Origin of the sequence: Acinetobacter sp. ANC 5600 (genome assembly GCF_002018395.1) — a bacterium.
Taxonomy (GTDB): Bacteria; Pseudomonadota; Gammaproteobacteria; order Pseudomonadales; family Moraxellaceae; genus Acinetobacter; species Acinetobacter amyesii.
Genome location: NZ_MVKW01000009.1, coordinates 24,080 through 46,717, shown reverse-complemented (window position 1 = coordinate 46,717; position 22,638 = coordinate 24,080). Strand labels below are relative to the sequence as shown.

General features: G+C 39.2%; 20 protein-coding genes. 12 read left to right on the top strand and 8 right to left on the bottom strand.

Annotated elements, in window-relative coordinates; translation table 11 throughout:
• Positions 1–27: 27 nt before the first annotated feature.
• Positions 28–1,092, bottom strand: coding sequence for an SDR family oxidoreductase (locus tag B1201_RS15080; RefSeq protein ID WP_078194248.1), 1,065 nt, complete (start codon positions 1,090–1,092; stop codon positions 28–30).
• 326 nt (positions 1,093–1,418) lie between these two features.
• The gene (locus B1201_RS15075; RefSeq protein WP_078194247.1) at positions 1,419–1,907 is read right to left on the bottom strand and encodes a hypothetical protein; all 489 of its coding nucleotides are present in this window, start codon (positions 1,905–1,907) and stop codon (positions 1,419–1,421) included.
• 285 nt (positions 1,908–2,192) lie between these two features.
• Between B1201_RS15075 and B1201_RS15070 the strand changes: the two genes are divergently transcribed.
• The 3 genes from B1201_RS15070 to ftn all read left to right on the top strand — a co-directional run bounded on the left by B1201_RS15070 (position 2,193) and on the right by ftn (position 4,807).
• Entirely contained in the window at positions 2,193–2,681 is a 489-nt protein-coding gene (locus B1201_RS15070; protein ID WP_078194246.1) for an immunity 26/phosphotriesterase HocA family protein, read from the top strand.
• 325 nt (positions 2,682–3,006) lie between these two features.
• Positions 3,007–3,981 (top strand): 23S rRNA (adenine(1618)-N(6))-methyltransferase RlmF, encoded by a 975-nt coding sequence (gene rlmF, locus B1201_RS15065; protein ID WP_078194245.1) that lies wholly within the window; start codon positions 3,007–3,009, stop codon positions 3,979–3,981.
• A 361-nt stretch (positions 3,982–4,342) separates the two neighbouring features.
• Positions 4,343–4,807, top strand: a complete 465-nt coding sequence (gene ftn / locus B1201_RS15060; protein WP_067762676.1) for a heteropolymeric bacterioferritin subunit Ftn — start codon at positions 4,343–4,345, stop codon at positions 4,805–4,807.
• A 58-nt stretch (positions 4,808–4,865) separates the two neighbouring features.
• Here the strand turns inward: ftn and B1201_RS15055 are convergent, their stop codons facing one another.
• Positions 4,866–5,399 carry a peroxiredoxin gene (locus tag B1201_RS15055; RefSeq protein WP_372491124.1) on the bottom strand — a complete coding sequence of 178 codons (534 nt, stop codon included), beginning with the start codon at positions 5,397–5,399 and terminating at the stop codon, positions 4,866–4,868.
• 223 nt (positions 5,400–5,622) lie between these two features.
• Between B1201_RS15055 and B1201_RS15050 the strand changes: the two genes are divergently transcribed.
• The 6 genes from B1201_RS15050 to B1201_RS15025 all read left to right on the top strand — a co-directional run bounded on the left by B1201_RS15050 (position 5,623) and on the right by B1201_RS15025 (position 10,825).
• Positions 5,623–6,354 (top strand): YqiA/YcfP family alpha/beta fold hydrolase, encoded by a 732-nt coding sequence (locus tag B1201_RS15050; protein ID WP_078194243.1) that lies wholly within the window; start codon positions 5,623–5,625, stop codon positions 6,352–6,354.
• An 86-nt stretch (positions 6,355–6,440) separates the two neighbouring features.
• Positions 6,441–7,736, top strand: coding sequence for an adenosylmethionine--8-amino-7-oxononanoate transaminase (gene bioA / locus B1201_RS15045; RefSeq protein ID WP_078194242.1), 1,296 nt, complete (start codon positions 6,441–6,443; stop codon positions 7,734–7,736).
• Positions 7,733–8,890 (top strand): 8-amino-7-oxononanoate synthase, encoded by a 1,158-nt coding sequence (locus tag B1201_RS15040; protein ID WP_078194241.1) that lies wholly within the window; start codon positions 7,733–7,735, stop codon positions 8,888–8,890. The genes bioA and B1201_RS15040 overlap by 4 nt, the downstream gene beginning before the upstream one ends.
• A 7-nt stretch (positions 8,891–8,897) precedes the next feature.
• A complete protein-coding gene (bioC, locus tag B1201_RS15035; protein WP_078194240.1) occupies positions 8,898–9,686 on the top strand; it encodes a malonyl-ACP O-methyltransferase BioC in 789 nt (262 codons plus the stop codon).
• A complete protein-coding gene (bioD, locus tag B1201_RS15030; protein WP_078194239.1) occupies positions 9,683–10,327 on the top strand; it encodes a dethiobiotin synthase in 645 nt (214 codons plus the stop codon). The genes bioC and bioD overlap by 4 nt, the downstream gene beginning before the upstream one ends.
• 39 nt (positions 10,328–10,366) lie before the next feature.
• Complete coding sequence (locus B1201_RS15025) at positions 10,367–10,825, top strand: nucleoside deaminase (RefSeq protein ID WP_078194238.1); 459 nt, start codon at positions 10,367–10,369, stop codon at positions 10,823–10,825.
• Positions 10,826–10,929: 104 nt separating this feature from the next.
• Here the strand turns inward: B1201_RS15025 and B1201_RS15020 are convergent, their stop codons facing one another.
• The 5 genes from B1201_RS15020 to B1201_RS15000 form a co-directional block, all read right to left on the bottom strand.
• A complete protein-coding gene (locus tag B1201_RS15020) occupies positions 10,930–11,343 on the bottom strand; it encodes an ExbD/TolR family protein (RefSeq protein ID WP_078190075.1) in 414 nt (137 codons plus the stop codon).
• A gap of 18 nt (positions 11,344–11,361) precedes the next feature.
• Positions 11,362–11,787: an ExbD/TolR family protein gene (locus B1201_RS15015; RefSeq protein ID WP_078190074.1), complete on the bottom strand. Its 426-nt coding sequence runs from the start codon at positions 11,785–11,787 to the stop codon at positions 11,362–11,364.
• Positions 11,788–11,801: 14 nt separating this feature from the next.
• Positions 11,802–12,665, bottom strand: a complete 864-nt coding sequence (locus B1201_RS15010) for a MotA/TolQ/ExbB proton channel family protein (protein WP_078194237.1) — start codon at positions 12,663–12,665, stop codon at positions 11,802–11,804.
• 28 nt (positions 12,666–12,693) lie between these two features.
• Positions 12,694–13,404 (bottom strand): energy transducer TonB, encoded by a 711-nt coding sequence (locus B1201_RS15005; RefSeq protein WP_078194236.1) that lies wholly within the window; start codon positions 13,402–13,404, stop codon positions 12,694–12,696.
• Between the two features lie 148 nt (positions 13,405–13,552).
• Positions 13,553–16,264 carry a TonB-dependent receptor gene (locus B1201_RS15000; RefSeq protein ID WP_078194235.1) on the bottom strand — a complete coding sequence of 904 codons (2,712 nt, stop codon included), beginning with the start codon at positions 16,262–16,264 and terminating at the stop codon, positions 13,553–13,555.
• Between the two features lie 774 nt (positions 16,265–17,038).
• Here B1201_RS15000 and B1201_RS14995 point away from each other — a divergent pair.
• The 3 genes from B1201_RS14995 to B1201_RS14985 all read left to right on the top strand — a co-directional run bounded on the left by B1201_RS14995 (position 17,039) and on the right by B1201_RS14985 (position 22,636).
• Complete coding sequence (locus B1201_RS14995) at positions 17,039–18,766, top strand: ABC transporter substrate-binding protein (protein ID WP_078194234.1); 1,728 nt, start codon at positions 17,039–17,041, stop codon at positions 18,764–18,766.
• A 67-nt stretch (positions 18,767–18,833) separates the two neighbouring features.
• Complete coding sequence (locus B1201_RS14990) at positions 18,834–20,597, top strand: ABC transporter substrate-binding protein (protein WP_373684767.1); 1,764 nt, start codon at positions 18,834–18,836, stop codon at positions 20,595–20,597.
• A 23-nt stretch (positions 20,598–20,620) separates the two neighbouring features.
• On the top strand, positions 20,621–22,636 hold the full coding sequence (locus tag B1201_RS14985; RefSeq protein ID WP_078194232.1) for a M3 family metallopeptidase: 2,016 nt from the start codon (positions 20,621–20,623) through the stop codon (positions 22,634–22,636).
• The last annotated feature ends 2 nt before the right edge of the window (positions 22,637–22,638 follow it).

The following is a 22,638-nucleotide window of genomic DNA, read 5'->3' as shown; positions in this document are numbered from 1 at the left end:
AAGGTGGCTTTTTTGTTGATGAGTTATTCACGGAATATATTGCTTCACCACACCGTCATCGAGGAGTTGTTGGAAATGCTCAACCACACTGTTTTGAATATTGCGGTATTCGATCCCTAATTCTTTCTTGCTCTTATCTGCATTAAAGTAAATTGGGTAGCCCATATTGAGTTCAACAAATTTACGTGGGAAGCCAGCAAGAGGGCCAAATGCCTTAAAGGCAAACTTCGGTAAGGTATTGCGCGGAAATGGAAATTTATTCCCAAAATGTGCGCGTAATAATTTGCCCATGTCTAATAGGCTTAGTGTGCCGCCACTAATAATATAACGTCCGCTCGCTGCGGGATTGAGAGCGGCTTGTACGTGCGCATCGGCAACATCGCGAACATCGACAATTCCATTCCACATTGGTGGAACACCGGCCAAAGTCATACCATTGGCAAACTGTTGTAGTACTTCAACGCTTCCTGACTGTGTTGACGCTGTTAAAGATGGCCCCATGACCAGTGCTGGATTAATACAGACCAGATCCCAACGGTTTTGTGCTTTTTGCATTTCCCACGCTTTGCGCTCAGCCATCACTTTTGAATATGGATAAGGCTGATGAGTTTCTGAACTGGAGGTATTCCAATGCGATTCATCAAATTCATTATGCTCGGTCTGTAGAATATCAATGGCATCACCATAGGTTGATGCGATACTTGAAGTCACGACAACACGTTTTACTGACTCAGTTTTATTGACACTGCTGAGCACATTTTCAGTACCTAAAATGGCCGGCTCAATAATATCTTTTATTGCGTCTTTATAGTTGGTCACTACAAAAGGGGATGCCATGTGGATCACAATGTCACAACCTTGCATGGCTGAATCAAATGCACCCTCATCCAATAAATTGGCTTGAAACAGTTTTAAAGTGCCAGTTGTATCAGCTGCAATTTTTTCGAGGTGTGCAAAACCTGATGTTTTATTCAGATCACGAACTGTGGCATGTACTGTATGACCTAATTCGAGTAAATTTTTAATGACCCAACTGGCAATATAGCCTGTGGCGCCTGTGACGAGTATCTGTCTTGTTGTCTTGCTATTCATATTCTTCAACTTTAATAGACGCATTTTTTTATCATATTGAGAATATTTAGTTTTGTCTTTGATTGATTTGAAAAAATATATGTTGATGATTGGGTTTAATGCGCACTAAATTCAGCAGAGAATGCATGTGAATGCTGAAAAAGTACTTTTTTATTGATCTTAAAATATGCGAATATGGGATGAATGTTGGATAGATGTATATTCTTATGAGTATGGACGCAAAATCTCACAGAAAAATGGACAAAGAGTCATATCTAACTTGTGCGCTTTAATTTAAAGCCTAGATCTTAGGTCTTGGTTTTTTATTTCGTATAACCTCTATGATGTTAAATAGGCTTCAAAAGCCACCCATGAATGACATTAATCTGATGCTGTATAGCATCTATTAAATGAGGTGAATTTTCGATTGTCCATGTTTCATCGCACCAGTCACAAGCGTCATAGAGGTCACCTATCCATTCGGGATAGTAAGCTATGTTATTTTCAAGTCCTCTTGGTGCATCAAGGAACCCTTTTTCTAAATTACTAAAAATTTTACATAGCTTAAGAGGGCTTAAATTACCATTTTTATAGTCAGCTAAAACACCTAAAAAGAATTTAGCTGCCAATATTTCGGCTTCTAAACAATTGGATGAAAATTCAGAATCTTTTATCTGTATTACACTGAGTAATAGTGGTTCATAATTAGGATATAGTTCAAGTAATTCAGCAGGAGTATTTTCATTGTTATCAATATATTCAATTAATTTTTTTCTCCTTTCTGAGTAAGAATATTCTCCATAATAAAGTTCTATATATAACGCTTTTAATGTCATTGATTATTCCAACTGATTCTTGATTTTCTCTAAAATTAGCATAATACACGTGATGCGAAGTTGAAAAAATTGATACTATAGACTTAATTTTTATATATTTTTTAAATTTAAAGCCTAGATCTTCGGTCTAGGCTTCTTCATTTTGTATAACAGCCATTATGTTAAATAGTTTATTTCTATTAGCTTCTGTAAAGCTCAATAGTAAATTAAGCTAGTTTCTTAATGTGACAGAACCTTATTATTTGCAGGAATGTATTTGAGATTTTGGTAAGTAGATCAGAAATTATGGAACAAAGAACAAAACGTAAGAGAATTAAAGAAGGTGATGTGATTGCAATTAATTTGGGGAATCTAAGCTATGGCTATGGCATAGTTTTAAAATCTCCATTGGCAGGGTTCTACAATTTACAGACGAAAAATTTAGAGTTGAATGTTAATTTCATAACATCACATTCGATTTTGTTTAAAGTACCTGTCATGAATTACGCATTTAAATCCGAGAAATGGCATATTATTGGGAATGTAGAATTAAATGACGATTTAAAACAGAAGGTTTACTTCTTTAAGCAAGATATGTTTGATCATTCAATTTCTATTTATTATGAAGATGGAACTGAAGGTATCGATATTCCAGCAACATATGAAGAAGTAAAAGATTTGGAACGTGCTGCTGTATGGGATCCTGAACATGTAGAAGATCGTTTAAGAGATCATTTTAATGGTGTTCCGAATGAGTGGGTTAAACAATTACGCCCTAAACCCTCTGCATCTTAAAATTAACATAATACACCTTATACGAAATTCTATTTTTTATTTCATATAAATCACTATCTTATACTTATATAAAAAGCCCAATCATCAACGATGGGGCTTTTTGTTGATTCTTCATGTTTCACGGTTTTGTTTAATGATATAGCAAACAAAAATGTCCAGATTAAATATGAATAGTTATCCAAGTCGTTATTCATTCTGAAGATAGACAAATAACAGGATTGGGGCGTCATTGATGGTCAAATTCACGTACAATATTGACTAATTTGTAGGTATAGATCCTGCCTTATCAGTTGATTCTGTTCTCCCGTTGAATATTGGCATACACATGGCGCAAGCAAAGAAATCTTTTCCGCAGCAAAAATCGGAATTACATGCACGAAATCTGCATCGCAGTCGTTACGATTTTCCTCAACTCATCAAGAGTTGTCCGGAACTTGCACCTTTTGTCAGCCCAAATAAATATAATGATTTATCGGTAGATTTTTCTGATCCACACGCTGTGAAAATGCTCAATAAAGCATTGCTTAAGCATTTTTATGGCATTCAATATTGGGATATTCCCAAAGATTTTCTTTGCCCGCCTATTCCGGGCAGGGCTGACTATATTCACTATTTGGCTGACTTGTTAAGTGCCAACAACAAAGGGCAGATTCCAACAGGACACACCGTTCAAGTCTTAGATATTGGGGTTGGTGCGAACTGTATTTATCCGATTATTGGTCATCGCAGCTATGGCTGGAAATTTGTAGGCTCAGACATACATGCTGCATCGGTTAAAAGTGCTCAATTTATTGTGGAGGCCAATCCGAATCTGCGTAAAGGCATTCAGATTCGATTGCAAAAAAAAGCGAGCAATATTTTTAATGGTGTGATTAAACCTTCAGATCGTTTTGATTTGACCATGTGTAATCCACCATTTCATGCCTCGCAAGATGAAGCCAACGCGACAGCAACGCAAAAATTAAGAAAACTGGGCAAGCCAGTTGATCGGAGCAAGGTGGTATTAAACTTTGGCGGTCAAAAGAACGAACTCTGGTGTGATGGCGGCGAAGAGCGATTTGTCTGCCAAATGGTACAAGAGAGCATCCAGTTTGCTGAACAATGTCTTTGGTTTAGTACGCTGGTTTCCAAGAAAACAACATTGCCAGTGCTTTTAAAGGCCTTAGCGAAGAGCGGTGCAGTGGATGTGAAAACCATTAAAATGACGCAGGGACAAAAAGAAAGCCGTTTTGTCGCTTGGACTTTTTTAGATTTAAGGCAACAGCAAGCGTGGAAGAAAGCACGTTGGACTTCAGCTTAAGTCCGTCTTCGTTGGAGATTTTCGCCTTGTCTTTGACAGCAATGCATAGGGCATCAGTATAAAGTTTCCTATAGCGATAAGCACAGTGTGTTGAATCAATCTGGAGATATTTTTGCTAAACAAGACGTATTGTTAATTGTTACAAAAAACAGCATCCAGCGATTTTTGATTATTTCGTGTTCTAAATGCCTTGAATATTCTGCAAGGGCTTCTTTTATATGTGAAAAATGCGCGGAATTGAACTGCAAATGCGTATGTTTATCATTTAAATTATATAAAAATCATAAGCTTACAAAAATTATATTTTGCATTCATTTTGAAACTTGTCCATAATATTTGAAAAGGGTATGGAGTGAAGAAAATGCGTGGCAATCCAGAAGTCGTAGACTACTTAAATATGCTGATCGGTGGCGAACTGGCTGCTCGTGATCAATACTTAATTCATTCCCGTATGTATGAAGATTGGGGCTTAAGTAAAATCTTTGAACGTATCGATCATGAAAGCCAAGAAGAAGGCTCACATGCAGATGCATTGATTCGTCGCGTATTGTTCCTTGAAGGAACGCCGAATATGAATCGTGATGATATTGAAGTCGGTACAGACGTTGTGACTTGTTTAAAAGCGGATTTGGCGCTTGAATATCATGTTCGTGAGAAACTTGCTCAAGGCGTAAAATTGTGTGAAGAAAAGGGTGACTATGTGACCCGTGATATGCTCCGTCAACAAATGTCAGATACTGAAGAAGATCATACCTACTGGCTTGAAAAGCAAATGCGTTTGATCGAACTCATTGGTCTTCCAAACTATATTCAGTCTCAAATGTAATTTAAAAAATATCAAAATAAACCCAGCTTCTGCTGGGTTTTTTATTAAGTCATGAAAACTATTGTTGTAGTTTTTTGATATCTGCCAAAACTTGCGCCGCATGTGTCTGTGTATTCACACTACTGTAGTGATACACAATAATGCCTTTCGGATCAATCAGAAAGGTTTCACGTTTGGCAACTTTCAAAATCCCTAAGTTTCGTACAATACCTAACTGTGTCGCCAGTTTATGTTGTTGATCGGCAAGAATTGGAAAGGGAAGTCCGAGTGATTTAGAGAATTTTTGATGTGATGCAACATCATCTAAGCTTGCGCCCAAAACAACAGCATTACTTTTTAAAAATTGTGGATATAGGGTTTTAAATTGATTGGCTTCTTCTGTACAACCGGGTGAGTTGTCTTTAGGGTAAAAGTACAGAACGAGCCATTTCCCTTGATATTGCTTCAGTTCGTGCCATTTTTCATTTTGATCTTGCAATTTAAAGTTGGGTGCGGGTGTGCCTACCCATTGTTTTTGTTTGTTTTGATTGGTGCTGAGTATGGATGTTTCAGCAACTGTGATTTGGGTAGTTGCTATTAAAGCACATGTCATGAAACAGATTTTTAACAATGAAGAAACTTTCATAGAGCATCAGTTTATATTGTTCTTTATCTGATCTTAGCAAATTTTAAAGCGCTGTAGGCTAGCTGATTTTATATTTATTGAAGTCGATTTCGAATGTCTTTTGGCAAACCGGTTGATGTGCTGAAATGCCACTATCAAACGTGCTCTGAACTTTTATACTATTTGGAATCGTTTAATTTTAGAGTTTGCATTGAAACAACAGATTTTACTTATTACTGGTTGGGGCGGCGGTCGTAAATTACTTGCTCCTTTACAGAAGGCATTGATCGCTCAAGGTTATCAGGTCGAATTATGGAATATTTTTGATGCCTTAAATCTAGCAGTGCTGGAACAGAAAGTTGAATTGGCGCAGCAATTTGATGTGATTATTGGCTGGTCCCTTGGTGGTCAATTGGCGACGATTTTGGTAGATGAAATTCAAAAAAAATATCAACAACAGAAAGTGCTGATCACATTAGGCTCAAATCCAAGTTTTGTGGCTCATGAACAGTGGCCCGCTGCGATGGATCAAGCGAGTTTTCAAAGCTTCAAACAATCTTTCGAGCAGGATGCTATTTCTACCTTAAAGAAGTTTGGTTATATGGTTTGTCAGGGTACTGATAGCACTAAGCAAGATTTCATCACCTTGCAAAGTTTGATTCAAGCGCAAAATTTAGATGTGCTTCGAGCAGGATTGAACTGTTTGGGGAAGCTTAATAATGTCAGTATCTTGAAAAATTACACTGGTCATCAATACCATTTGTTTGCTAAGCAAGATTATTTAGTTAGTTACAAAGTTGAACGCTTACTGCGTAATTTAGCTGTAAAGTTTTTGGAGACTGAATTTGTTTCTGGCTCACATGGCTTTCCATTGTTTCAATCTGAAGTCATAAGTTGCAAAATCTGCCAATATTTAAAGAAAATAGAACAAATCTCTGAATAGCTGGGCTTTATGGCAATTTATTTTTCCTTGCCGTGGGTTTAACATCTTGCCACATTGATGTTTAAGCCTGATACATGGAGTGAGGGATGGCCAATTTAACCGATCTACAATTTGATCAGCAGCATATTTGGCATCCCTATACATCGATGACTCAGCCCCTTCCAACGTTTAAAGTGAAACGTGCGCAAGGGGTGATGATTGAGCTTGAAGATGGTCGTCAATTGATTGATGGTATGTCTTCATGGTGGTGTGCGATTCATGGTTATAACCATCCTGAGCTAAATCAAGCTGTGACCGATCAACTGCAACAGATGTCTCATATCATGTTTGGTGGATTGACACATGATCCCGCGATTCAACTGGCTAAATTACTGTTAAAAATCACCCCGCCCAGTTTAGATAAAATCTTCTTTGCTGATTCAGGTTCGGTTGCTGTCGAAGTAGCCTTGAAAATGGCAGTGCAGTATTGGACGTCTTTGCATCAACCGAATAAAACCAATTTTATCACACCACGTTCTGGCTATCATGGCGACACTTGGAATGCGATGTCTGTGTGTGATCCTGTGACAGGGATGCATCAGATTTTTGGTTCAAGTTTGCCTAATCGTATTTTTGTACCTGCTCCGCAAACGGCGTTTGACGATGCATGGAATCCTGATGACATCACAGCTCTTGAGCAAACTTTGGCTCAGCATCATGCCAGCATCGCTGGGTTGATTTTGGAGCCGATTGTACAAGGTGCTGGCGGCATGCGTTTTTATCATCCTGAATATTTGCGCCAAGCTAAATTACTCTGCGAAAAATACAATATCTTGCTGATCTTCGATGAGATCGCGACAGGTTTCGGGCGTACAGGAAAACTCTTTGCTTGGGAATGGGCCGCAGTTGAGCCAGATATTATGTGCATTGGTAAAGGACTGACAGGCGGTTATATGACCTTGTCTGCAACTCTAACCACGCAGAAAGTTGCGAATACGATCAGCCAAGGCGAAGCTGGTGTGTTTATGCATGGCCCAACCTTTATGGCAAATCCGTTGGCATGTGCTGTGGCTGTAAAAAGTACCGAACTGCTACTTTCTCAAGATTGGCAAGCCAATATTCGACGTATCGAAGCTCAATTGAAGTTTCATTTACTAGCACTTTCATCGCTTGAACATGTCAAAGATGTGCGAATACTTGGTGCTATTGGTGTTGTGGAATTGACCTTTAATGTTGATATGAAAACCTTGCAACAGGAATTTGTGCGACACGGAATTTGGGTGCGCCCTTTTGGTAAACTGGTGTATGTGATGCCGCCGTACATTATTTCTGAGCAGCAGTTGGCTGTGTTGTTGCAGCAATTGCAAGAAGTGGTGCAAGGACTGGGGGAGAAAGCAGCATGAGTATGCTTGATCACTATGCAGAACAGTTGGATGAATTAAAAACTCAAGGTAACTTTCGTCAGTTTCGCTCCAATATTCAGACTGATCGCTGGATTGAAATAGATCAGCAGCGCATGCTGAATTTATCGTCGAATGACTATTTGGGACTGGCTGCAAATACACAGCTACGTGAGCAATTTTTTGATGAAACACCGAATAGTCAATGCTGGATGAGTTCATCCTCATCGCGTTTATTGACAGGAAACTTTTCTGAATATGAACAACTTGAATCAACATTAAGTGATGCCTTTCATGGTCGATCTGCACTGTTATTTAACAGCGGCTATCATATGAATATCGGGATTTTACCTGCACTGGCAGACAGTAAAACCTTGATATTGGCGGATAAGTTAATTCATGCCAGTTTGATTGATGGCATCCGATTATCGACTGCGAAATATGTACGTTATCGCCATAATGATTTGGCGCATCTTTCTCAGCTTTTATGCAAATATCATGAAGATGAGGCTTTTGAGCGGATCATTGTGGTGACTGAATCGATTTTCAGTATGGATGGTGATGAAACCGATTTGGCTGAACTGGTACGGATCAAAAAACAATTTCCCAAAGTGATGTTGTATGTCGATGAGGCACATGCGATCGGTGTGCGCGGTGAGCGTGGTTTAGGCTGTGCTGAACAATATCAGACGATTGATGATATTGATCTTTTAGTCGGGACATTTGGTAAAGCACTGGCTTCAATAGGGGGGTATCTCATCTGTCATGCGATTATTCGTGACTATTTGATTAACTCGATGCGACCGTTGATTTTTAGCACCGCACAGCCCCCGATCTGTATGGCGTGGACAGATTTTATTTTCAAGAACGTTTTAAATTTAAAAGCAGAGCGTCACCATTTACAGCAAATCAGTCAAAATTTGCAACAAGCGGTGCAAGCCAAAGGTTTTGATTGTCCATCTACATCACATATTGTGCCGGTCATTATTGGCGAGTCGAATAAAACTGTTGCCAAGGCTCAAGCTTTGCAAGCGGCAGGTTTTTATATCATGCCTGTACGTCCACCCACTGTGCCGCAGCATAGTTCGCGCTTACGCATTTCACTCACTGCTCAGATTACACAAACTGATTTGGATCAGTTGACTCAATTGTTGTGAGTGACCTGTGAATAATTTTGAGATTGATAAATCCCAAGTGGCGTTGCGCTTTGCTCAGGCAGGGCACAGCTATGCTGAACATGCCGTTGTACAAAAAGAGATTGCTCAACATTTATTTGAGTTGATGCAGCAGTATTGTCCAAAGTTGCAAAATCACCCCGTAGAAACCGTTTTTGAAATTGGATGTGGCTCGGGGAATTTAAGCCATTTAATGCTGGAAAATATGCAAATCAATCATTTGGTTTTAAATGATCTGTATGCAGAAATTCAACAGCATTTTCCCTCAAGTCCACAGATTCAGTACTGGCTAGGAGATATCGAACAACTAGAATTTCCACAGCATATCGACTTGATCGCATCCAGTTCGGCTTTGCAATGGGTAGGGAACTTTGCAGGCATTGTCGAAAAAGCCTTTCAAAGTTTAAATCCAGAGTCATATTTTTGTTTTTCGACCTTTGGGCAGCAGAATTTACAGGAAATAAAAGCTTTGACTGGGCAGGGTTTGGATTACCTCGATGTTGATATGCTTCAAGTCATATTAAGTCAAAAAGGTTTTGAAATTCTGCATCTTTCAGAGCAGACAACGGCATTATATTTTGATCATCCAAAGCAGGTTTTGCAGCATTTAAAAGCGACAGGTGTGACTGCGACAGCCTCACATTTTCGTTGGACGAAACAATCGCTCTTTGATTTTTATTCAGCATATCAACAGTTTTCTTTGCGTGATGAGACTGGACAGATGCGTTATGCACTGACCTATCATCCGATTTTTTGTATTGCACGGAGAATGCCATGACAGGGCAAGTTTATTTCATTAGTGGGATCGATACAGGCATCGGTAAAACATATACCACGGGCTATTTGGCTAAAATATGGAATGAACAAGGGGCGCAAACGATCACGCAAAAGTTGATCCAAACAGGCAATGTCGATATTTCTGAGGATATAGAACAACATCGTCAAATTATGGGTACGGGGTTGTTGGTCGAAGATGAAACCAAACTCACGATGCCTGAAATATTTAGTTATCCTGCGTCGCCACATCTTGCTACCAAAATTGATGGACGTGACATTGATTTTGCTAAAATCGAATACGCTACAAAACGTTTAACTGAAAAATATGACAACGTTTTACTCGAAGGTGCGGGTGGGTTGATGGTGCCATTAACCACGGATCTTTTAACCATCGACTATGTTGTAGAGAAACAATATCCCGTTATTTTGGTGACATCAGGTCGTTTGGGCAGCATTAACCATACGATTTTAAGTTTGGAAGCACTAAAAAGTCGTGGCTTGGCACTTTATGCACTGGCTTATAATTTAAATCATGAATCGCAAGATGCATTGATTTCCAAAGATACTGCTGAATATTTAAAAGCATATTTAGCCAAACACTTTCCAGAGGCGTTATGGATTGATGTTCCTGTATTGGCATAATGGGCTAACTCTTTATATTGACAATAATTGGGCGTATTTATGACGGATCATGCGTTTATAGAACTTGCGATTCAACTTGCGAAAGAAAATATTGAGCAAGGTGGCCGACCATTTGGTGCTGTGATCGTTAAGCATGGCGTTGTGGTGAGTACAGGGGTGAATCAAATATTAATCTCGGGCGATCCGACATCTCATGCCGAGTTAAATGCATTAAGACAAGCCGCACAAAATTTAAATACGACGTCTTTGAAGGACTGTGTCGTTTATGCGAGCGGACAACCGTGTCCAATGTGTTTGGCAGCTCTGCGAATGGTTGGAGTTGAAAAAATTGTGTATGCCTATTCAAATGCTGATGCAGAAGCCTATGGTTTATCTACAGCAGAGATTGCCGAAAAATTAAGACTTGAACCACATGAACAGCAAGGGTTGAGTTTTAGTCAGTTAAAGCCAAACTGTGATCATGAGCTATATGAATTTTGGAAGCAGAAAAATACTTAATAAATAATAAGAGTTTCTTTCTGAGTCACTAACTGTATAGATTTCTGTGAAGAATTAAAAAAGCCAACTGAGGTGATCAGTTGGCTTTTTTTGTTGGAGAGCAATTATTGATTTGCTGAGACACCAATTTTTTTGACATTCAAACGTTGTGCTGCTGCCATCACCATAGCGACATCTTTATATTCTGTCATTTTGTCAGGTTGCACTTTGATCGTATCTTGATCTGCTTGTTGTGCAACACCAGCAAAAAGTGTTTCTAAAGCTTGCTTATTGGCAACGGGTTGACCATTCCAAAATAATTTACCCTGCGCATCAATGCGTAAGGTGACCGGCTCAGGCGGCTTTTCATTGGTTGGCGGTGGCGTACCGTTTGGTAAATCAATATTGATCGAGTTATTTGGAATTGGAATTGTGATAATAAACATAATGAGCAAAACCAACATCACATCGATCAATGGCGTCATGTTGACGTCCAACATAACATCATCGTCTTTATCGGAACCGACATTCATTCCCATACCTTGTCCCTCATCCGATTATGGTGCGGCAACAGGAGTCGTGACAAAAGCAATTTTGCCAATTCCTGCTGCTTGTGTTGCACTAATGACTTCATCAATCGCTTCATATTTTGTCACCTGATCGCCACGGATATGAACTTCAGGTTGCGGACGCTTTTTAGCTTCCGCTTGTAGTCGACTGATCAGCGTGTCTTTATCTGCAATGTATTTTTCATTCCAGAAGATATCGCCATTTTTATTGACAGCAATCTGAATATTGATCGGTTTAGTTTCATAAGGTGTGTTTTTTTCCTCAGGTAACTTCACCGGAACTGTATGGATTGCAACAGGTACTGTAATTAAGAAAATAATGAGCAGCACCAACATAATATCAACCAAAGGTGTTGTATTAATGGCTGAAATTACATCATCTTCGTCACCATCTGAATTGACCATCATTCCCATGGCTGATGCCTCTCTTATTTTGTGTCGTTATTATTGTTTTTGATCTCACCGCTTAAAAGTACGGTGTGTAGATCTGAACCAAAGGTACGAACATTATCTAGAACTGCTTTATTACGACGCGTTAACCAGTTATAGCCAAGAACCGCAGGTACTGCTACAGCCAAACCAATTGCCGTCATAATTAGGGCTTCACCGACCGGGCCTGCAACTTTATCAATAGATGCTTGGCCTGAAATACCAATTGCCGTTAAAGCATGGTAAATACCCCAAACTGTACCGAACAAACCCACAAATGGTGCAGTCGAACCGACAGTTGCGAGAAAAGCTAATCCACCACTTAAATGGCTTTGAATTTTATCGATAGCACGCTGGATTGAAATAGTCACCCATGTGTTGAAGTCGATACGTTCTAACAGGTTGCCACCATGTTTTTTAGTTGAATTAATGCCTTTTTCTGCAATGAAGCGGTAGGCGCTAGACTCATCAAGCGTTTCAGCAGCGCTATCAATTGAAGCAGCATCCCAAAATTTAGCTTCGGCTTCTTTGCCTTGACGTTTAATTTTAGCTTGTTGAATAAATTTAGTGACCATGATGTACCAAGTTCCAATCGACATCAGGACCAAGATAAAGAGTGTCGATTTAGCAACGATGTCACCTTCACGCCATAGTGCTTCTAAGCCATACGGGTTATAGACTTCTTTGGTTGCTGTAGGCATTGGTGGCGGTGCAGGTGTATTTGTTGTATTCGTAGTTTCTACTTGTGTTGTTGCAGTATTTGCAGATTCTTCAGCAAATGCAGCTTGCAGTGGGAGTAATGTACTTGTTACTAAAACTGTAGCAGATGCAAAAATACGTGCAGATTTCATCATTTTATTCATTCATATTCTCCAAATTTTTGTAGATTTATTAATCAAGTTTAAATTCGTATTCAAGTTCATACCAATCTTCAACTGGCTCACCATTTTTGAGTGCAGGTTTAAAAGTACATAAGCTGAATGCTTTACTTGCGGATTTATCTAAAGATTTAGTACCACTCGATTTTTTAACCTTCACTTGCTTTGCACTTCCATCTGTACCAACAAGAACAGAAATATGGACTGTGCCTATTTCTCCAGCCATTTCGGCCTCACGTGGATATGGTGGTTCTTTACATCCAACACTTCCTTCAGAAGCACCACGTGTTTCTCCAGCTGGTTTTGGAGCAGGGGCAGGTGCTGGAGCTGCTGCAGCTACAGGTGCTGGTGCTGGTGCTGGTGCTGCCACAGGACTAGGAGATGGGGAAGCTGTAGGCGTAGGTGTTGAAACGGCTTTAACTGTTTGAGTTGGTGCAGCTTTTTCAACGACCTTTTGTTCAGGTTGAGGGTCTGGTGTTTTGAGCACTTCCTTAACGAGTTTTGGTAATTCAGGTGGTTTTTCAATTGGTTTCGGTTTTTCTGGCTCAGGTTTTTTATCTTGAATAATGATTAATTCAACAGGTTCTTCTACAGTTTTCTCACCTTTTTTGGACAGGCCAGTAATTAATCCGTAGAGTACAATGAGATGCAGAAGAATGACTGCCCCAATTCCGATCAGGCGTTTGCCGGAATTATTTTCTAATTCGGAAAAGCTTTTGCCCATTACTACTCCTGAAATGTGAGACAAACAATCAATAGTGAAATTGGCACTTGAGATATAAGTGTTTTTTGCATTTTTTATGTTTGACTAATTAATTAAATAAATAGTGCAAGTACGATTCCTATTAGAATCGTACTTGCAAATTTAGCTTTTAGAACTTGTAAGTACCGCGGACATAGAATGTACGACCAGTAGGATCGCTATAACGTGGGTCATAGCCATATTGGAAGTTATCTAAAACGTTCGATGCTGCAGGTTCTTCAGCAAAGATATTTTTGATACCACCAGTGAGCTCTAAGTTTTTAAATCCACTGTAAGTTGTTGCAATGTTATAAAGGGTGTAGTCAGGAACACGATGTTTGTCGAACTGTGCTTTCCCAGTTTGGTTTTGGTCGTCATAACCACGGAAGAACTGTTGTTCAAAAATCATTTTCCAGTTTTCATAACTCCAGTTTAGATTTGCTGTGTGTTTCCAACGTAAAACAGCTGGATCGTCATACACGCCAACTAAGCCTTCCCAAGCACCATCTTTTTCTTCTTGATAGTCATTTTTGATGACATAGGTACCATTAATGCCAAAGCCGAAACGACCTGTCGCGGTTAATGGTGAAAGATAATCTAAGCTAATGTCGATACCTTGAGTTTTAATACCCCCTGTATTCATTAGAATGGTATTGATGTATTCAATACGACCATCGGCACCACGCACGAATAATGAAGCATATTTCTCAGGATCTTCAAAAATTGAAGTTTCACCCACTTGGCCAACTAATTCGTCAATTTCAATGTTGTAATAATCAACAGCTAAAACTAAGTTTTTAATTGGTTCGTAAACAAAGCCGGCTGTAAATGTTTTAGATTCTTCTGGTTGAAGATCTGGGTTACCACCTTGCATACGGTAGAACTGAGTATTACATTCGGTTTGATATTGAGTTGAGGTTGGTTTACCGCCTGGGCAAAGGACAGGGTCGTTATATTTTGCGCCAGTGTAGGTTTTACTTTGTTGCGCATTAATTTCCCAAAGGCTTGGAGCACGGAAACCAGTACTGTAGGTACTACGGAACATAAGTTGCTTCATTGGTTCCCAACGAATACCGACTTTTGGATTGAAAGTGTCGCCAAAATCGCTGTAGTCGTCATAACGTGCTGCAAGTTGAGCTTCAATTGTTTTGGTAATTGGAATTTGAAGCTCAGCAAAAGCGGCAGTAATATCTCGGTCACCTTTACTCAGAGGTTTGTCAGGGTCAATACCACTACCTGGTACAAGGCGTACTAACTCAGAGTTTACTTTTGCTTCCCAATCTTGAGTTGTAAAACTTCCACCAAATGCAAAACCAACATCACCAGCTGGTAAGGTGTAAATCGGGCGGCTCACGGTAAAGTCAAATGTTGTGGAATCAAGTGTTGCTTCGTTTGTTGTACCACTCACATTTAATGAGGTCCAAACGTTAGCATCTGCAGATGGACCAAATGGGTTGATTGTGCCGTCATTTAATCCTTCTTGTAGTTTGTTACGATTTAAGTATCCACTAACAAAGCTATCTGATGCTTCACCTTTTGCGTAAGTTACGCCACCGTTGATATCCCAACCGTATGCTTCACCTTCAAGTCCAGCAAAAATACGATGAGATTCATTGATAGATTGTGAAACACGGTTGCCCGCTTGAGAGCGTAAGTAAAGTTGTAATGGATCACCACTTAGACCATCAACACCAGGGGTAATACCCTCGCCTGGATAATATTGACTGCTTTTAGGAATCGTGACAGAGCGGCTGTAGACGTCTGGAGCAATAGATGTCGTCACTTTGCTTTTTGCATAGACATATTCACCAATAGCGTTGAAGTTATCGCTAAGTTTGATGGTTGCACGACCAATTGCAGACAAGTCCTCAGTTTCTGGCTGAATACCAATTAAAGCTTGCGTATTAAGGAAGCAGAGTCCGCCATCTTCAGTGACATTGGTTAAATTATTACAATTGGCTGCACCACCATACGGGTTCGCTAAAACACCTTCAGGATTTCCGTCAGCATCTAAAGGCCCGCCGTTTGGATCAAGAAAGTTAGCAGGGAAGCCATTTGCTGAACCAGCATCGATACCTAACTCAGGTAGAAGGCCACCACGACGGCTGACTTTACGGTCTTTTGCCATAATTTCTTTGGCTTTACGGTAGTCAATTGCGCCATAAACGTTAAAACCTTGTTCATCTAAGTCGCCATAGCCACCAAAAATCGAAACATCGTATTCTTCGCCGCCTTTATCTTCTGGTTTGAGTAAACCACCGCTAATACCTAAGCCAGTGTATTGTTTTTTTGTAATAAAGTTAATTACACCTGCGATTGCATCTGCACCATAAATTGCAGAGGCACCATCACGTAAAACCTCAATACGTTCAACCATTGCAAGCGGAATAGTATTTAAGTTGGTCTCAGATGTACTAAATGGGCTATAAGCCAAACGACGTCCATTAAGTAAGACGAGGGTTTTATCTGATCCTAAGCCACGTAAGTTCGCTGTTGAGCCTGACGTATTACTTGCACCAACGTTTTGCGCTGTACTGTAGCCCGCTTGGTTCGCACTAATTTTAGTTAAGGCTTCTTCAGTCGTTGTAACCCCTTGTTTAGTTAATTCTTCAACTTTAATCACCGTAATAGGTGAAGAACTTTGAGCAGAAACCCCTTTAATGGATGAACCAGTCACAGTTACTTTGGCTACTTTCGTTGGCTTTACTGTTTCTTCTTCATTTGTTTCTGCTGCATGCGCTAAAGATAAACACAGCATACTTAAACTAAGAGTACTTAATTTAAGTATTGTTTTGCTAAATGGTGTGCCCCCCACTGATTTAGCATTTTTTTTCTCTTTCATAGTAAAAGTATTCCTTTTTGTTGTAGTTAGCGATATTGCTTGATTCTTTTTAAGCAATTCAAGTGCCAAATTTATATTTAAATTTTATTTTCAAATATAAAATACTGATAAATATCTACATTATTGAGTTTAAAGTGGAGAACTTTAAGATGAACGGTAAGTATATTTTTTTTAAAGTTATCCTTTTAATTAGGTTTTATCAGGAATTTAACTTTTGATCAAAATTTTTTTTAAAAACATGATTAGATGCAAATTAAACCTTAAAAAGTGTGAATTAATTCATATTTATGTGTTTGATTTATAATGTTAATAAGAGAAATAAATAAAAAATAAAAACCATAAATTCAGTGGCTTAGTTGTCTGTTGTCTGTCATTTCATCTGAACATGATCCATTATGAATCAGGAATGTATTATATTTGTGCAAAATATGCTTGGATGCGTTCAACAACAAGAGTTGAATTTTTGATAAAAACGAGCTTTACTCGGAAAGTCGCTATTAGTATAAATTTATCTTAAAAAATGAATTTAAAAGGATATTTAATTCAGATAACTTTCAACCAAGGAGTGGTGGCATGAATTTCGCTTTATATTAATTACTGTATTAAGTTCTACGTTTAAAACTTAATTTAAACTGGTTTATTTTATTTTAGTAAAGGTGGCTTTATTTAAAGTCTGCTTGCGGCTTTGTATTATTAAAAAATCATCAGAAAGGAAAAGGTTTGGAAACTAGAAAATTTAAAATAGCGCTCCTTGCATTATTAATTTCAACAGGGATGATGGCCGAGGTTCAAGCTTCTGCACAATCGAATAAAGTTTTAAATATTGCATTTGAAGCACCGGATGATGGTTTTGATATGGTCAAAACCTATAATTATTATAGTGGCAATATTGCGGAAGCCATTTTTGAACCCTTATTGAAATATGACTATCTAGCACGTCCTGTTGTTCTTGTTCCAAATACTATTGAAGCGATGCCAAAGATTGAACAAGAAGGAAAAGTCTATACCTTCAAAATCAAACGAGGCATCCATTTTTCAGATGATCCAGCCTTTAAGGGAAAAAAACGCGAGCTAGTTGCGCAAGATTACATTTACGCGATTCAACGAATTTTAGATCCAGCTAACCGTTCTCCGACCTATTCATTTATTGATGGCAAAATCTTAGGAGGGGATGCGGTCGTTGCGGATGCAAAGAAGTCAGGAAAATTTAATTACAATGCGGCTATTGCCGGCCTAAAAGCGATAGATCCTTATACTTTGCAAATTACTTTGACGCGCCCTGACTATAATTTTCAATATATTTTGGCCTATGTTACGTTTGGTGCAATTTCAAAAGAAGTTGTTGAATTTTATGGCAATAAAATTGCACAGCATCCTGTGGGAACAGGACCGTATCAGCTCAGTAAATATGTTCCACGTAGCAAGATAGAATTGGTTGCAAACCCGAATTATCGTGGTTTTGTCTGGAATTTTAAATCGACAGGCACCGCTTGGGACAATCAGTTAGTTAAAGAAATGAACGGGAAGAAAATGCCACTAATCGGCAAGGTTTCCGTCAGTATTATTGAAGAAGAACAGTCACGGTGGTTAGCATTTAAAACAGGGCAGCTAAACTTTGATAAATTGACCTCAAATGCTGTCCCACAAGCCTTAGATTCTCAAAATAAACTTAAGCCTGATATGCAAAAGCTCGGCATTAAGCATTATCCAAATAAAGACGCTGAAATCACCTACAGCATGTTCAATATGCAAGACCCGCTTGTCGGTGGTCAAAGCCTTGAAAAGATAGCTTTACGCCGTGCCATCAGCATGTCATACAATCAAGCTGAATCGATTAAACAGTTATATCAAGGGCAGGCCGTAAAGGCTGAAATGTTTTTACCAGAAGGCGTGAGTGGCTTTAATCCAAAATATCGCAGTAGTTTGGGATATAACCCATTGCTGGCCAATAAATTACTGGATCGATTTGGGTATAAGAAAGGTGCTGATGGTTATCGAACCTTGCCCGATGGTAAAGCGTTGACCTTAAAAATAAATACTGAAAATAGCTCTAAATCGGTGATTCAATCTGAGTTGTGGAAAAAAAATCTCGATGCCATTGGGATACGGGTACAGTTTAAGGTCAGTAACTTTGCTGACAATTTAAAAGAAGCAATGCAATGTAAATATATGATGTGGTCTGGAGCGTGGATTGCAGATTATCCTGAAGGGGAGAACTTTGCTCAATTACTATATGGGCCAAATTCAGGACAAGGGAATTTAAGTTGTTATCAATCTAAAGCTTATGACGCATTATATAAGCAAGCTATTGTGTTGAAACCTAAAGATCGTGAACCTTTTTATGAAAAAATGAACCGTCAAATTGAAGCGGATAACCCTTGGATTATCCATTCTACACGGATTCGTAATTGGTTAATTCACCCTGAAATTCAGGGGTATAAAACACATCCAATGATGAACACCAGTTGGCAATATCTCGATATTCAGCCTAGTAAAAAATAATTGAGTCAGGATTACAATGAAGCGAAATTCGAATTTTACGCTAACCAAATTTGCTACAGCGTGTTTGATGGGGGGAGTGTTGTTCAGTGCGATGCCGACATTAGCATTGGCAAAGAATCCAGCAGATCCAAATAAAGTTTTACGTCATATTTTTCCTGTCGCAGAAACAGGTTTTGACCCAGTTGGCGTACATGATCTGTATTCTGCACATGTGAATACCTCAATCTTTGAAACCTTATATACTTATGACTATTTAGCATCGCCGGCAAAGTTGGTTCCTAAAACGGCTGCTGCCATGCCGGAAATCAGTGCTGATGGTTTGACTTATACCATTCGCCTGCAAAAAGGCATTTATTTTGCTGATGATCCTGTATTTAAGGGTAAGAAAAGAGAGTTAATCTCGGCTGATTATGCATATACCTTTAGACGTTTAGTCGATCCGCAACTTCGCTCACCAAACAGTTGGCTACTCGATGGTCGCATTTTAGGCATGGAGAAGGTTCTAGAAAAGGCGAAAAAAACAGGTAAGTTTGATTATGATGCGCCCATTGAAGGCATACAAACCCCTGATCGGTATACCCTTGTCATTCGATTAAATTCTCCAGATCAAAACTTTCCAATGTTATTGGCTCATCAACCTGCATCGGCCATGGCACGTGAAGTGGTCGAAAAATATCGAGACAAAGCGGGTTTTGTGATGGGTAAACCTGTGGGCACAGGGCCATATATTTTGACACGCTGGACACCTGGTTCACGAATTATTTTAAAGGCCAATCCAAACTATCGTGGCTTTGTCTGGGACTTTAAAGCATCAGATGCCAAAGATGAAAAGATTGTAAAAGCCATGCAAGGCAAAAAAATGCCGCAAATTGGCGTGATTGATATTCAGGTGATGGAAGAATCACAATCACGTTGGTTGACCTTTGCAAAAAATGAAGCGGATTTGTTGGTACTAGATGGAGATTTGTCGGTACAAGCCTTAAAAGATGGAGAGCTAAAGCCTGAGTTGGCTAAAAAAGGCATCCAAATGTCGCGGATTTCTGACCCCTCTATCGACTATCACTATTGGAATATGCAAAACCCTGTGGTTGGAGGTTTTAGTAAAGAAAAAATTGCATTACGTCGTGCAATGGCGATGGCTTATTCAGCAGATAATCAAATCAAAATTTTGATGAATGGTGATGCACAAAAATTACAAAGCCCAATTCCACTCGGCGTTGTCGGCTATGACCCGAATTATAAGTCGAGTATTCCATACTCAGTTAAAGCGGCAAATTTATTGCTCGATCGTTATAACTATAAAGTCGGCGCAGATGGCTGGCGTACTCAACCGAATGGTAAACCGCTTACGATTGAAATGACGATATCGGGCAATAGTAGCCGTAGTCAGCAGTTGGGCGAATTTTGGAAGAAAACTTTAGATAGCATCAAAATTAAAATGACAACAAAGTCGATGCCATTTGCAGAAGCTTTAAAAGCCGAAAAACAGTGTAAAACCATGTTTAAAGCATCTGCATGGATCGCAGACTATCCAGATGCAGACAATTTTATGCAATTGTTCTATGGCAAAAATATCAATGTCACCAACAACGGCTGTTCAAAAATTCCTGAATACGACCGTTTATATGAACAGACGCAGCGTATGAAACCGGGACCGGAGCGTGATGCAATCTATCGGAAAATGTCACGCATATTAGAAGTGTACATGCCTGTCCAAATTAATTATGCACGTTACCGTAGTGTGTTGTCGCAACCACGCGTGATTGGTTATAAAAAGCATCCAATTTTGGCAACAGAATGGATGTATATCGATATTGACCCGAAAAAATAAAATGGAACAAAACTGGAGAAATTATGAAAAATAAAGCTTTGAAACTCACCACCCTCAGTATGTTGATGATCGGCGCTAGCCAATTCGTTCAAGCCGAAGACTCAATACGGAGTACTTTGCCAAAGTTCCAAGCCAAAGAAATACCTGCGCTGTGTGATGCCAAAATTCAGCAAGTGAAAACAGATTTAGCGGCATTTGAGCAAAAAAAGATAAAAAATAATGCAAAAGCAGCACCTATTTTGGCGGAGTGGGATCAAATTTTTGCCAAATTTGAAGATTTTTATGGACCAATCGGACTATATAGTAACGTCGATCCTGATGAGGCTTTACGTAAGGCGGCGGAAGATTGTGAAATTAAAATTATGGAGTTTCAAACTTCGGTTTATCAAAATCCAAAACTTTACGAGCAAATTAAAAAACTCAAAACCAATGACGAAATTGATAAAAAAATGCGTCAAGACATCTTGGATGGTTTTGAAAATACAGGGGTACAATTTACACCTGAAAAACGTGCTCGTTTGAAAGCTATCTTTGATGAATTAGCAAAAATTGAACAAGAATATGCGCGTAATGTACGAGATAATAAAGAAAAACTGGAGTTTACACCGGCGGAGTTGAAAGGCTTGCCAGACAGCTATATTTCGGGCTTAAAGAAAAATGAAAAGGGCAATTATTTGCTCGGTTTTGAATACCCAGAATACCGTCCATTTATGGAACTAGCAGAAAGCGATGATGCGCGTAAGCGTTACCAAACTGCATTCACGCGTCGTGGTACTGAGAAAAACTTAGTATTGTTAAAGCAAGCAATGGATTTACGTTATGAAATTGCGCAGCTCTTTGGCAAAAAAAGCTATGCCGAATGGGTGTTGCAACACCGTATGGCAAAAGACCCTGAAACAGTGAATAAGTTCTTAGCCGATGTTCATCAAACGGTGGCACCTTTAGAGAAAAAAGAAGTTGAGACTTTACGTGAGTTCAAAGCGAAAAGCCTGAAAATTCCACTCGAAAAAGCTGAAATCAATCGCTGGAGTGAGAGTTATTGGAGTGAAAAACTTCGCAAAGAAAAGTATCAAATCGATCAAGAAAAATTGCGTGACTATTTCCCAACCCAAGCATCTCAAGAATGGATTTTTGCCATTTCATCTGACCTTTATGGCATTGAATTTAAGCCTGCGAAAGTCGATGTTTGGCAATCAGAAGTTGAATATTATGATGTAAAAGATAAAAAGACCGGTGAGTTGCTTGGTGGTTTATACATCGATAAATACCCACGTGAAGGGAAGTATGGTCATGCGGCTGTTTGGGGCGTAAAAGGTGGCAGTACCTTGACTAAGCGTAAACCGATTTCTGCTTTGGTGACCAATTTTAACCGTAAAGGTTTAAATAGTGATGAACTTGAAACCTTTGTTCATGAGTTTGGTCATGCTTTACACGGTATTTTGTCCAATACACGCTATGCATCCCAATCGGGGACTTCTGTAGAGCGTGACTTTGTAGAAGCACCTTCACAAATGTATGAAGAATGGGCGCGTCGTAAAGAAACTTTATCTACACTCGCAAATTACTGTAATCCAGCGTGTCCACCTGTAGATGACGCACTGATTAATAAATTAAAAGCGGTTCATAGCTATGGACGTGGTTTGCATTATGCACGTCAAGCCTTGTATGCAAAATATGATATGGCGCTTCACTCATCAGATGCTTTGAGTGTTAAACCCTTAGATGTCTGGAAGAAAATGGAAGGCGAGACAGCTTTAGGCTATGTCCCAAGCACTGAATTCCCAGGACAATTCAACCATATCATGGGCGGTTACCAAGTTGGCTATTATGGCTATATGTGGTCTGAAGTGATGGCACTCGATATGTTGTCTGCTTTCGGAGATAACCTAAATAACCCTGAAGTGGGACAACGCTACCGTAAAACGATCTTATCGCAAGGTGGTCAATATGAAGCCGAAAAACTGGTGCATGATTTCTTAGGTCGTAAACCTGATAACAAAGCTTTCTTTGATGAAATTACTGGGCAACGAGTGAAGTAAGG